The organism is Chloroflexus sp. (assembly GCF_034435895.1).
In the GTDB taxonomy this organism is placed as follows: Bacteria; Chloroflexota; Chloroflexia; order Chloroflexales; family Chloroflexaceae; genus Chloroflexus.
Window position 1 is genome coordinate 1 of record NZ_DAOTWH010000228.1, and the last position, 11,495, is coordinate 11,495.

An 11,495-nucleotide genomic window follows, 5' to 3' on the forward strand; every position below is an offset into this window, starting at 1 on the left:
GCGGCAGTATGACTGCCGCACGCCACAACCGCGAAATCAACCCGCTTCCACCGCTGCCCCTCGCCACGTGTACCCGTCTCTGGTATAATCGGGTAAATTGTACTTGCGACACTTGATGTCTGCGCGCTACTTATACCCGACCAGACAGGAGCGTTCCATGTCCGCTAAGATCGAATATCGCCTTGCCCGCCGCCTCGCCGCCCTTGAAGCCTCGGCCACTGCCGCTATGACCGCTCGCGTCGCCCAGATGCGCGCCGCTGGCATTAAGGTCATCTCCTTCAGCGTCGGCGAACCCGATTTCGATACCCCTGAACCGATTAAGCAGGCTGCCATCGCCGGCATTCACGCCAACCATACCCACTACACCCCTACCGGCGGCACGCTTGAGCTGCGCAAAGCGGTGACCGCTCGCGTGACTGCCGATCAGGGCATCACCTATGGCATCAACCAAGTGACCGTCACCACCGGCGCGAAAGAGGCCCTCTACCTCGCCTTCCAAGCCCTCTGCGATGAAGGTGATGAGGCGGTCATTCCCGCTCCCTACTGGGTGAGTTATGTCGAGCAGGCTAAGCTAGCTGGCGCTACTCCCATCACCCCGCAGACGACTGAGCAGACCGGCTTCAAGCTGACGCCTGACCAACTGCGCGCCAGCCTGAGCGAGCGCACCCGGATTGTGGTGCTCAATTCGCCCTCGAACCCGACCGGCGCGGTCTACAGCGCTGAGGAGCTGGCGGCGCTCGCCGAGGTGTTGCGCGATCACTCGGCGATTATCATTACCGACGAGATTTACGATGCGATTTCGTATGTGCCGTATGCCCGCCTGTTGCGCATCGCGCCCGATCTGGCCGATCGCACGCTGGTGGTCAACGGCGCTGCCAAAGCCTATGCGATGACCGGCTGGCGCGTCGGCTACGTGGCCGGCCCGCAACCGATCATCGAGGCGATCAAGGCTATCCAGAGCCACACCAGCACCCACACCTCCAGCATTTCGCAAGATGCGGCGTTGGCAGCGTACACGCCCAATCCTGAGATCGAGGCCACCGTCGCAGCAATGACTGCCGAGTTCCTCCGCCGGCGCGATCTCATTCTCGAACTGCTGGCCGAAATTCCCGGCGTGACCTGCACTGTGCCCGACGGCGCGTTCTACGTCTTCCCCAACGTCAGCGCGCTGCTCAACCGTCCGCTGCGCAACGGCAAGGTTTGCACGACCAGCGATGAACTCAACCTCTACCTGCTCGAAGAGGCCCACATTGCTTGCGTCGGCGGCGAAGCCTTTGGCGCACCCGGCTATCTACGCCTGTCGTATGCCACCGGTAGCGAAGAGATCCGGATCGGGATGCAACGCTTCCGCGAGGCGGTGCTCGGCGGGTAGCACAAGGCCAGCTTCACCCCCTAACACCGTTGCGCTCTTCACGCGCACAGGTGAAGGAAGGGAAAGAACGTTTGGTCGAACGCAACGATTGATCGCTGTGTAATGCCGCAACGCATGGCACTGCGTTCCCCTCTCACACTGGCGTGGGAGAGGGGCTGGAGGTGAGGACCATCAGCCCGCGCAGCGGGCTTCGTACCCCTAGCCCGGCCCTGAAGGGCCGGGGGCCGGATCAGATAATCTGTCCGCCTTTAAACCCGCTGATGCAGGAGAGGGCTGGGGGTAAGGGCCAACAGCCCGCGTAGCGAGCTTCGTGCCCCTAGCCCGGCCCTGAAGGGCCGGGTTCTGGACAAATGTTCTGTCCGCCCTTGAACCCTAGCAGGGAAGGATGGGGGCCATTCCAAAGGTCGCAAAGGTGCAAAGGGGTTGGTATCACCGCGCTCCTTTTTCCTCTGCGTCCTCGGCGCCCTCTGCGGTAACAAACGTACTACCGCTCCCACCTGGCGGCGGGCAAGAGAGTTGGGGCCGGGATGAGGATTCGCACCTGCACCCGCCAAACCAGCAACCTCTCCTTGCCGCCGGTACCGCCGAGATCGGGACGAAGCCGTTAGAATCATCAAACCTAAGTATGGCAGACGCTCCACCCTCCCACGACCTACCGCACCCCTCCATCCTTGCCGGACGGCAGATCGTTGTGGTCGGCGACATCACTCTTGACGAATACCTGTACGGCAAAGCCACCCGCCTTTCCCGCGAGGCGCCGATTCCCGTGCTCGAATTTTTGCGGCGGGAAACGATCCTCGGCGGCGCGGCCAATCCGGCCCGCAATGTGGTGGCGCTCGGCTCGCAGGCCAGTCTGATTGCGATCGTCGGCGACGATGAGGAAGGGAAGCATCTGCGCACTCTGTTACGCACTGCGGGAATTGACGATAGTGGCGTGATCACCGTCGCCGATCGCGTTACCACCCGCAAAACGCGCATTCTGGCCGACGCCGCTCCTCGCTTGCCGCAGCAAGTCGCCCGCCTCGACCGGCTCGATCGCCGCCCGCTGACTCCTGCCGAAGAGGATCGGGTCATCGCCGCGCTCGATCAGCAATTACCGGCTGCTGACGCCGTCATCTGTTCCGATTACCAACAGGGGTTGCTCACGCCGCGGGTGGTGGCCGCCATCCGCGATCACTGCCGCCAACACGGAGTCATCTTTGCTGTTGACGCACAGGGCAATTCCCACTACTACCGCCACGCCGATCTCTTTCGCTGCAACGATGCCGAAGCGGCGGCAGCCCTTGGCATGCCCCTGCTCGAAGATACAACGATGGCGGATGGCATTGCCCGTCTCTATCACGAACTTGCTGCGCGGCTAGTCATCGTCACCCGCGGCCCAGCCGGGTTGGCGCTGATCGGTGACGACGAGCCGTACCAACAACTACCGGCCTACCGCGTAAGCGAAGTCTTTGACACCACCGGCGCCGGCGATACCTTCATTGCCATCGCCACGCTAGCGTTGGCTGCCGGCTGCCGCGGACGAACAGCAGCGGCGTTGGCCAACATCGCAGCGGCGTTGGTGGTGCGGCGGTTAGGGAATGCGGTCGTTACCCCAGATGAATTAGCTGCCGCCATCACGTCCATCGAGACAACATAACCCTCTCGCGGCAGATCGCGAGAGGGCGAACAAGAGCAGCAACTACACTCGTGCAATGAACTATTCCACTGCCCCTAGCTGCTTGAACGCGCTGAGCGCATCTTCCTCGGTCTGATAGATCTCGGCATATTGCGCCAAACCGACCATACGAAAGATCTTTTGGAAATGCGGTGACAACCCGCTGACCGCCAACTTCTGCCCATTCTGATTCACTTCGGTGACAATCCCGATCAGAATGGCAATCCCAGCACTATTAATATAATCGTTCTGGCGAAAGTTGAGCAGAATGAACCGATCGCCCTTCTCCGTTACTTGCCGGTACGCGCCGTTGATCTTCTCTTCGGCGAAGGTCGTCACATCACCGATCAGATCGATAATCGCTACGCCGTCACGATGGCGAATATTGACGGTCAACTCGTCTTCTAACATCGATCGCTCCTCAGATCATCCACCATAATCCAGCAGTATCACGATACACTCACGCTATCTCCTGTCAGATCACGGTAAAACACGAGCCGCATACACGTGCCATTGTTCGGGTCAGCCACGACACTCACCTCATCGGTGAGCGTAACAATGAGCATGAGACCCATCCCTCGCAATGAAGCGCGCTGGTTCAGCGTCCACTGAACTGGCTTGCGCGGTAATACCGGCAACGAACCGCCCTCATCGCAGACCTCGATCATCTAGCGCTGTTCGTCTACGGTGCAGAGCACCTGCACTTTCCGCTGCGGATCAGATCGATTGCCATGCTCAATCGCATTCGTACACGCTTCGCACAACGCCGTCTTCACGTCTTCGACGCGCTCTGGTGAAATGCCGCAGCGGCGAGCCAACGACGCCACCGCGTCACGCGCAACGACTTCGTAGCCGAGAATACTGGGGAGGATGATCTGCATAATGTCCCGGCTTATTGATCACCAACCGGCGAGCGTTCCAGATGGACAACCATTCGCACCTGATTCCCGCCGCCCGGCGCTAGGGTAAATTCTACTTCATCCATTAATTCTCGCATGAGCCAAATACCCCAACCGCCCTTATCAGCGCGTTGAAAGACATCAGCGATATGAGGCCGCGTCTTCGTCCGTTCAAGCTCTAGCGCCCGCCGCCCCTGATCGGACACACTAATAATCAGCTCATCGGGGCGCACAGTCAGCACGACCACCACTTTCATCGCTGCATCGGCTTGGTTGCCATGCTCGATAGCATTGGTCACTGCTTCGCCGATGGCAGTGCGCAAAGCGTCAATCCGCTCATCAGCAAAACCCATCCGCCGCGCCAGCGCCGCCGCTGTATCCATCGCGATCCGTTCGTAGCCTAGCCGGCTTGGCAGGCGCAGTTCGATCACATGTCCTGTCGCGCCCTCGACATCGCTCATGCCTGTCTTCCCACCCTGCGAGCTTTGATTGTAGAGCTATTGCAGTGCGACCCGATTGGTCGTAGAGCCGTTGCTTCGCAACGGCCCTACATGTTGATACAACACATTTATGATAGCACAGGCATCAACAAGCGTGTTACCAGATCTTAAGCCGCGATCACACTAATCATAACGGAATATTGCCATGTTTTCGCGCGGGCAGGCTTTGGCGTTTGGTACGAGCTAGGCGCAACGCGCGAATGAGGGCCGGACGGGTCTCGCGCGGCTCGATCACGGCATCAATGTAGCCGCGTTCGGCAGCGACATACGGGTTGGCAAAGCGGTTTTGGTAATCTTCCACCAGCTCGGTCAGCCGCGTCGCCGGGTCATCGGCTTCAGCCAGCTCTTTGCGGAAGATGATCCGCACCGCAGCATCCACCCCCATCACTGCAATCTCGGCTGTCGGCCACGCGAAGTTGAAATCGGCCCGAATGTGCTTGCTCGCCATCACGTCATACGCGCCGCCGTACGCTTTGCGCGTAATCACCGTCAACTTCGGCACCGTCGCCTCGCAGTAGGCGTAGAGCAACTTCGCACCGTGACGAATGATCCCGCCATATTCTTGCTGGGTGCCCGGCAAGAAACCCGGCACATCAACAAAGGTCACAAGCGGAATATTAAAGGCGTCACAGAAGCGCACAAAGCGCGCTGCTTTGACCGAGCTGTCAATATCGAGCGTGCCGGCCATTTGCAGCGGCTGATTGCCGACCACGCCAACCACGTGCCCATCGAGCCGGGCAAAGCCAATCACAATATTCTTTGCCCATGCCGGCTGCACCTCAAAGAAGAAGCCATCGTCCACCACCGATTCGATCACTTTGATCATGTCGTAGGCTTTGCGCGGATTGTCAGGCACAATGCTCTGCAATTCCTCATCCATCCGCTCAGGATCATCGGTCGGCGGCTGGTAGGGCGGGTCTTCCATATTATTCGCCGGCAAGAACGACAGCAGCGTTCGCAACTGGTCAAAGCACTCATCTTCAGTATCGGCGGCAAAATGGGCCACACCGCTGCGCGTGTTATGGGTCATCGCCCCGCCCAACTCTTCAAAGCCGACCTCCTCGCCGGTTACGGTCTTGATCACATCAGGCCCAGTAATAAACATCTGGCTGATGTTTTTGACCATAAAGATAAAATCGGTCATCGCCGGCGAATAGACTGCGCCGCCGGCGCAGGGGCCGGCAATAATCGAGAGTTGGGGAATGACGCCGCTGCTCAACACGTTGCGGTAGAAGATCTCGGCGTAGCCGCCCAGACTCACCACACCCTCTTGAATACGCGCGCCGCCGCTGTCGTTAATCCCGATGCAGGGCACGCCCATGCGCAGCGCCAGATCCATCACTTTACAAATCTTCTCGGCGAACACCTCACCGAGCGAACCGCCGAAGACGGTAAAGTCTTGGGCGAACACACACACCGGACGGCCATCGATCGTGCCGTGACCGGTAATGACACCGTCACCCAACGGTTTGCGCCGTTCCATGCCAAACGCCGAGGTGCGATGGACGGCAAAAGCATCGAGTTCAACAAACGAACCGGGGTCAAGCAGACGCTCAATCCGCTCGCGCGCGGTCAACTTGCCACGCTCATGCTGGCGGGCAATTGCCGCCGGGTCTTGATTGCGCGCTCGTTCGCGCCGCTCGCGCAGCGCTGCAATCTTTTCCGCTGTGGTCTGCGCCATAGCACTCCTCACTTCCAGCGCCGGCTCACACCGCCGGCAATACGGTTTAGGTCGCGCTTACTGAATGTATCATCACGCTCATGACGACGAGCAATCGATCTTATTTCCCTGCTCCCTCATTCCTCATTCCCGCTGCGCTGCCCCGCCGGCCCTGCCAGAGCACCGCCAACACAAACGCCGGCACTGCATCGATAATCCGCCGCCAGCGCGCCGGTTGCACCACCAAACGAAAGGCCCACTCTAGCCCCAACCGGCGTATCACCTGCGGGGCGCGCGGCACCCGGCCGGCCAGATAATCAAACGTCCCACCTACGCCCATAGCCAGCGGCGCCCGCAAGAATGGCTGGTTGCGCGCGATCCACAACTCTTGACGCGGATGGCCATACGCCACCAGCAAGATATCAGGCCGCGCCGCCGCGATGATCGCGCGCTGCTGCGCATCAGCTTCCGGCGCCGGCGAACCGGCATAACAGCCGGCAACCTGCAACCCCGGCCAGCGTCGTTGCAACACCGCCGCCACCGCTTCTGCCACCCCCGGCCCCGCCCCTAAAAAGAAGATGCGGTAGCCGCGTTCCGCCGCGAGCTGGGCCAAGCCTTGCGTCAATTCGACGCCAGTCACCCGACCCCGCAACGGCGTGCCCAACCAACGCGCCGCCAGCAGCACACCAAAACCATCAGGCGTATTCAAATCGGATGCCTGCAACACCGCGCGAAATGCCGGATGGCGTCGCGCCTCCATGATAAACTCCGGATTGACCGTACAAATCTGGTGCGGCCCGCCGGCCTCGATCATCGCCGCTGCCCGCGCCAACGCCTCCGGCTCGGTTACATCATCAATCGGTACACCTAGAATATCAATCCGGCCTGATCTCATCGCTATTCCTGCCATGACACGGTGTATCGTCTCTCATCATACCGCATCCGGCTACAAACAAAGACAACGCCGCATAGCAAACCATCCACATCCCTTAAACCCCCATTCGCTGTCCCATTCGTTCATTCGTTCCCCATTCGTTGTCCTGTTTGACAAAGCCTAGTGACAGTGCTATACTCCGATACTGCTGCGAAGAAATTGCGCAGCAGAATGTTTGCGCGCCATGCGGCCCACTTCTAAGGCGCAGTGGCATACTGCGACCAGATCTTTGGGCCAGCTATTATTTTGTCTGCAAAAGCTTGTTGATCGCAGGCCGGTTTAAAGGAGAGCATTAGATGCCGACCATTAACCAACTTGTTCGGAAGCCGCGCAAGCCGGTGGTGAAAAAGACCAAAGCCCCGGCCCTGCGCTTCACCTACAACTCGCTGAAGGGGAAGCTGACTCGCGGCCGCGGATCGCCACAGAAGCGCGGCGTCTGCACCAAGGTGACGACCATGACGCCGAAGAAGCCCAATTCGGCGCTGCGCAAGATCGCCCGCGTGCGGCTCTCCAACGGCCTTGAGGTGACGGCATACATCCCCGGCGAGGGGCACAATTTGCAAGAGCACTCGGTGGTGTTGATCCGCGGCGGCCGTGTGAAGGACTTGCCCGGCGTGCGCTATCACATCGTGCGTGGCACGCTCGATACGCAGGGTGTCAACGGTCGCAAGCAGGGTCGCAGCAAGTACGGTACAAAGAAGAATCAGCCGGTCGGCAAGGGTGCAGCCGCTGGCAAGGGCGGTAAGAAGTAGGAGAGGTGCGGTATGCCCCGTCGCGGTACGGTTGAACGGCGGCCAGTTCCGCCGGATGCGCGCTATAACAGCGTTCTTGTCCAGAAGTTTATCAATAAGGTCATGGAGCGCGGCAAGAAGAGTGTCGCCGAGCGGATCGTCTATCAGGCGCTTGATCTTGCCGCCGAACGGCTCAAGAAGCCGCAGATGGAGATTTTCGAGCAGGCGCTGCGCAATGCCAGCCCTTCGATCGAGGTGAAGCCCAAGCGCGTCGGCGGCGCTACTTATCAGGTGCCCGTCGAGGTCAAGAGCGACCGCCGCTATTCGCTCGCCATGCGCTGGTTGCTGATGTCGGCCCGCGCGCGCTCGGGCAAGCCAATGGTTGATCGCCTCGCTGCAGAGTTGATCGATGCCTACAACAATACCGGCACGACGATTAAGCGGAAGGAAGATGTTCACCGCATGGCGGAAGCCAACCGCGCTTTCGCCCACTATGGCCGGCTCTAGCGCCGGTCTCGGTTTAGAGGATACGGCGACTTGCGTCGCCTCACGTAGGAGTATGTGACGGGTATGCCACGTCAGATCGAACTCGACAAGGTACGCAATATCGGCATTATTGCCCATATCGACGCGGGCAAGACCACGACGACCGAGCGGATCCTGTTTTATACCGGCCGCACGTACAAGATCGGCGAGGTTCACGAGGGTACCGCAACGATGGACTGGATGCCGCAGGAGCAGGAGCGCGGAATTACCATCACCGCCGCAGCGACGACTGCCCCTTGGCGTCTTAATGGCGTTGAGTATCGGATCAATATTATCGATACTCCCGGCCACGTCGACTTTACGGTAGAGGTGGAACGATCACTGCGCGTGCTCGACGGCGGCGTCGTCGTGTTCGACGGCGTGGCTGGCGTTGAACCTCAGTCGGAAACGGTCTGGCGACAGGCCGATAAGTATAATGTGCCGCGCATCTGCTTCGTGAATAAGATGGATCGCGTCGGCGCAAGCTTCGAGCGCTGTGTGCAGATGATTAAGGATCGCCTCGGCGCGAAGCCGGCGGTCGTCCAGTTGCCCATCGGCGTGGAAGACACCTTCCGCGGCACGATCGACCTCTTTTCGATGAAGGCGACGATCTATTATGACGACCTCGGCAAGGATATCCGTGAAGAGGAAATTCCCGCTGAGCTGCGTCCCGCCGCCGAGAAGGCCCGCAATGAGCTGGTCGAGATGATCGCCGAGACCGACGATGAGCTGACCCTGCTCTACCTCGAAGGCCAAGAGCTGACCGTCGAGGAGTTGAAGCGCGGTCTGCGCAAGGCGACGATCGAGCGCAAGCTAGTGCCGGTGCTCTGCGGTGCGGCCCTGCGTAATAAGGGCGTTCAGAAGCTGCTCGACGCTGTCATCGAATACCTGCCTTCGCCGCTCGATCGCCCCGCGATTACCGGCACCTTGCCCGGTCAGGTGGCGGGTGATGAGGGGGTTGAGGTGATTACTCGCCGCGTTAGCGACGATGAGCCGTTTACCGCGCTGGTCTTTAAGATTGTCGCTGACCCGTATGTCGGGAAGCTGGCCTACTTCCGCGTCTACGCCGGCAAGATCGAGAAGGGATCGTATGTCCTTAACTCGACCCGTGGCCAGCGTGAGCGCCTTGGCCGCCTCCTCCGCATGCATGCCAATCATCGCGAAGACATCGATGAGGTGTATGCCGGCGAAATCGCGGCGATGGTCGGCCCCAAGAACTCCTATACCGGCGATACGATCTGCGATCCCGATCACCCGATCGTGCTTGAGAGCATTCGCTTCCCTGAGCCGGTGATCGAGTTGGCGATCGAGCCGAAGACTAAGGCTGACCAAGACAAGATGTCGATCGCCCTCAGCCGGTTGGCCGAGGAAGACCCGACCTTCCGCGTCTATACCGACCCTGAGACCGGCCAGACGATTATCAAGGGTATGGGTGAGCTGCACCTCGAGGTGATCGTCGATCGTATGCGCCGCGAGTATAAGGTCGAGGCGAATCAGGGCAAGCCGCAGGTTTCGTACCGTGAGACGATCACTGTCCCGGTTGATCACGAGACCCGCTTCGTCCGCCAGACCGGTGGCAAGGGCCAGTATGGCCACGTTAAGATTAAGTTCGAGCCGTTGCCTCCCGGCGGTGGCTTCGAGTTCGTCAATGCGATCGTCGGCGGTGTGATTCCCAAAGAATATATCCCCGCTGTCGAGCAGGGCCTGCGCGAAGCGATGCAGACTGGCGTGATCGCCGGCTATCCGGTGGTTGATGTTAAGGCAACGCTGTACGACGGTTCGTACCACGAGGTTGACTCGTCGGAAATGGCCTTTAAGATCGCGGCGTCGATGTGTCTCAAAGAAGCGGTTCGCCGCGGCAAGCCGCAATTGCTCGAGCCGATTATGAAAGTCGAGACGGTCACTCCCGAAGAATTCCTCGGCACCGTGATCGGCGATTTCAACTCGCGCCGTGGCCGCATCGAAGGCATGGAAGCCCGCGGCAATGCGCAGGTGGTGCGTTCCTTCGTGCCGCTGGCCAATATGTTCGGGTATATGACGGACCTCCGCTCGGCCACGCAGGGCCGCGCCACCTCGTCAATGGAATTTGACCATTACGAGCCGCTGCCTGATGCGTTGGCCAAGGAGATTATCGAGAAGCGCAGCGCAAATTAGTGAGGAAGGACGGGGACGGCCGCCCCGCGCGGTCGTCCCTTTTCTGCGACGATGGAACTACGCCTGCTGACGCCGCCGCCTTGGTCTGATTATGAATTGATCGACTCAGGCCACGGCGCGAAATTGGAACGGTTTGGCCCGTATGTGTTGGCCCGGCCGGAGACGCAGGCGATCTGGTCGCCGCATTTGCCGGCGACCGAATGGCAGAAGGCTGATGCGACGTTTCGCCGCACGCGCGGCGATGAGGGGCCGGGTGAATGGCAACAACATCGACCATTGCCCGAACGCTGGCCGATCAATGCCAATGGGGTGCGTTGTTGGCTGCGCTTGACGCCGTTTCGCCATACGGGCGTGTTTCCTGAACATAGCGCCCATTGGGAATGGTTGGCCCGGCAAGTGCAACGCCGTACCCAGCCACGCGCGTTGGTGTTGTTTGGGTATACCGGATTGAGCAGCCTGCATCTCGCTCGCTACGGTGCGCACGTGACGCATGTCGATGCTTCGAAGCCTACCGTGCGTTGGGCGCAAGAGAATCAGGCGCTGGCCGAACTGACCGGCCGCCCGATCCGGTGGCTGATCGATGATGCCGGTAAATTTGTCGCCCGCGAATTGCGGCGGGGAAATCGTTACGATTTGATTTTGCTCGACCCGCCGGTGTTTGGGCGCGGGCCAAACGGTGAGATTTGGCGCTTGCACGAACAATTGCCGCAGTTGCTGGCCCAATGCGCTGCGTTGCTCAGCCAGCAACCGTTAGGTGTGTTGGTATGCGCCTATGCGACAACCATTTCGGCGCTGACAATCGGTAATTTGCTTGCCGAGACGATGGCGCCGTTTCATGGATATGTAACCGCCGGCGAGTTGGCCATCCCAGAACAGACCACTCGCCGCTTGTTGCCCACGGCGATTTACGCCGTCTGGTCTGATCGGGAATAAGCCGCATCCGGCTGACAAGGATAAGCAGATCGCGCAAGAACGCGGAGGAACAACACAATGGCCAAGCAGAAATTCGAGCGGACGAAACCGCATATTAACGTCGGCACCATCGGCCACGTCGACCACGGCA

The 11,495-nt window shown here is 60.0% G+C and carries 12 protein-coding genes; 6 read left to right on the top strand and 6 right to left on the bottom strand.

Features of this window, described 5'->3' with window-relative positions; genetic code table 11:
• The first annotated feature begins 157 nt into the window (after positions 1-157).
• Positions 158-1,372 (top strand): pyridoxal phosphate-dependent aminotransferase, encoded by a 1,215-nt coding sequence (locus U9R81_RS13355; protein WP_322495936.1) that lies wholly within the window; start codon positions 158-160, stop codon positions 1,370-1,372.
• 625 nt (positions 1,373-1,997) lie between these two features.
• A complete protein-coding gene (locus tag U9R81_RS13360) occupies positions 1,998-3,011 on the top strand; it encodes a bifunctional ADP-heptose synthase (protein WP_322495937.1) in 1,014 nt (337 codons plus the stop codon).
• A gap of 60 nt (positions 3,012-3,071) precedes the next feature.
• Here the strand turns inward: U9R81_RS13360 and U9R81_RS13365 are convergent, their stop codons facing one another.
• The 6 genes from U9R81_RS13365 to U9R81_RS13390 all read right to left on the bottom strand — a co-directional run bounded on the left by U9R81_RS13365 (position 3,072) and on the right by U9R81_RS13390 (position 6,983).
• Entirely contained in the window at positions 3,072-3,440 is a 369-nt protein-coding gene (locus U9R81_RS13365) for an STAS domain-containing protein (RefSeq protein WP_322495938.1), read from the bottom strand.
• A gap of 38 nt (positions 3,441-3,478) precedes the next feature.
• The gene (locus tag U9R81_RS13370) at positions 3,479-3,697 is read right to left on the bottom strand and encodes a hypothetical protein (RefSeq protein WP_322495939.1); all 219 of its coding nucleotides are present in this window, start codon (positions 3,695-3,697) and stop codon (positions 3,479-3,481) included.
• The gene (locus U9R81_RS13375) at positions 3,698-3,910 is read right to left on the bottom strand and encodes an ATP-binding protein (RefSeq protein WP_322495940.1); all 213 of its coding nucleotides are present in this window, start codon (positions 3,908-3,910) and stop codon (positions 3,698-3,700) included.
• Between the two features lie 11 nt (positions 3,911-3,921).
• On the bottom strand, positions 3,922-4,389 hold the full coding sequence (locus U9R81_RS13380; RefSeq protein WP_322495941.1) for an ATP-binding protein: 468 nt from the start codon (positions 4,387-4,389) through the stop codon (positions 3,922-3,924).
• A gap of 166 nt (positions 4,390-4,555) precedes the next feature.
• Complete coding sequence (locus tag U9R81_RS13385; protein ID WP_322495942.1) at positions 4,556-6,109, bottom strand: acyl-CoA carboxylase subunit beta; 1,554 nt, start codon at positions 6,107-6,109, stop codon at positions 4,556-4,558.
• A 100-nt stretch (positions 6,110-6,209) separates the two neighbouring features.
• Entirely contained in the window at positions 6,210-6,983 is a 774-nt protein-coding gene (locus tag U9R81_RS13390) for a WecB/TagA/CpsF family glycosyltransferase (RefSeq protein WP_322495943.1), read from the bottom strand.
• A gap of 335 nt (positions 6,984-7,318) precedes the next feature.
• Here U9R81_RS13390 and rpsL point away from each other — a divergent pair, with 335 nt between their 5' ends.
• The 4 genes from rpsL (at position 7,319) to U9R81_RS13410 (ending at position 11,365) form a co-directional block, all read left to right on the top strand.
• The gene (gene rpsL, locus U9R81_RS13395) at positions 7,319-7,774 is read left to right on the top strand and encodes a 30S ribosomal protein S12 (RefSeq protein ID WP_066784868.1); all 456 of its coding nucleotides are present in this window, start codon (positions 7,319-7,321) and stop codon (positions 7,772-7,774) included.
• A gap of 12 nt (positions 7,775-7,786) precedes the next feature.
• The gene (gene rpsG / locus U9R81_RS13400; protein WP_066784871.1) at positions 7,787-8,260 is read left to right on the top strand and encodes a 30S ribosomal protein S7; all 474 of its coding nucleotides are present in this window, start codon (positions 7,787-7,789) and stop codon (positions 8,258-8,260) included.
• Positions 8,261-8,323: 63 nt separating this feature from the next.
• Positions 8,324-10,432, top strand: a complete 2,109-nt coding sequence (gene fusA, locus U9R81_RS13405) for an elongation factor G (protein WP_322495944.1) — start codon at positions 8,324-8,326, stop codon at positions 10,430-10,432.
• Positions 10,433-10,483: 51 nt separating this feature from the next.
• Complete coding sequence (locus U9R81_RS13410; protein ID WP_322495945.1) at positions 10,484-11,365, top strand: class I SAM-dependent methyltransferase; 882 nt, start codon at positions 10,484-10,486, stop codon at positions 11,363-11,365.
• Positions 11,366-11,495: the final 130 nt, after the last annotated feature.

Excerpts from the sequence above, each read along its gene's own strand:
- U9R81_RS13355 (WP_322495936.1), top strand. The coding sequence starts at position 158 with ATGTCCGCTAAGATCGAATATCGCCTTGCCCGCCGCCTCGCCGCCCTT.
- U9R81_RS13360 (WP_322495937.1), top strand. The coding sequence starts at position 1,998 with ATGGCAGACGCTCCACCCTCCCACGACCTACCGCACCCCTCCATCCTT.
- U9R81_RS13365 (WP_322495938.1), bottom strand. The coding sequence starts at position 3,440 with ATGTTAGAAGACGAGTTGACCGTCAATATTCGCCATCGTGACGGCGTA.
- U9R81_RS13370 (WP_322495939.1), bottom strand. The coding sequence starts at position 3,697 with ATGATCGAGGTCTGCGATGAGGGCGGTTCGTTGCCGGTATTACCGCGC.
- U9R81_RS13375 (WP_322495940.1), bottom strand. The coding sequence starts at position 3,910 with ATGCAGATCATCCTCCCCAGTATTCTCGGCTACGAAGTCGTTGCGCGT.
- U9R81_RS13380 (WP_322495941.1), bottom strand. The coding sequence starts at position 4,389 with ATGAGCGATGTCGAGGGCGCGACAGGACATGTGATCGAACTGCGCCTG.
- U9R81_RS13385 (WP_322495942.1), bottom strand. The coding sequence starts at position 6,109 with ATGGCGCAGACCACAGCGGAAAAGATTGCAGCGCTGCGCGAGCGGCGC.
- U9R81_RS13390 (WP_322495943.1), bottom strand. The coding sequence starts at position 6,983 with ATGAGATCAGGCCGGATTGATATTCTAGGTGTACCGATTGATGATGTA.
- rpsL (WP_066784868.1), top strand. The coding sequence starts at position 7,319 with ATGCCGACCATTAACCAACTTGTTCGGAAGCCGCGCAAGCCGGTGGTG.
- rpsG (WP_066784871.1), top strand. The coding sequence starts at position 7,787 with ATGCCCCGTCGCGGTACGGTTGAACGGCGGCCAGTTCCGCCGGATGCG.
- fusA (WP_322495944.1), top strand. The coding sequence starts at position 8,324 with ATGCCACGTCAGATCGAACTCGACAAGGTACGCAATATCGGCATTATT.
- U9R81_RS13410 (WP_322495945.1), top strand. The coding sequence starts at position 10,484 with ATGGAACTACGCCTGCTGACGCCGCCGCCTTGGTCTGATTATGAATTG.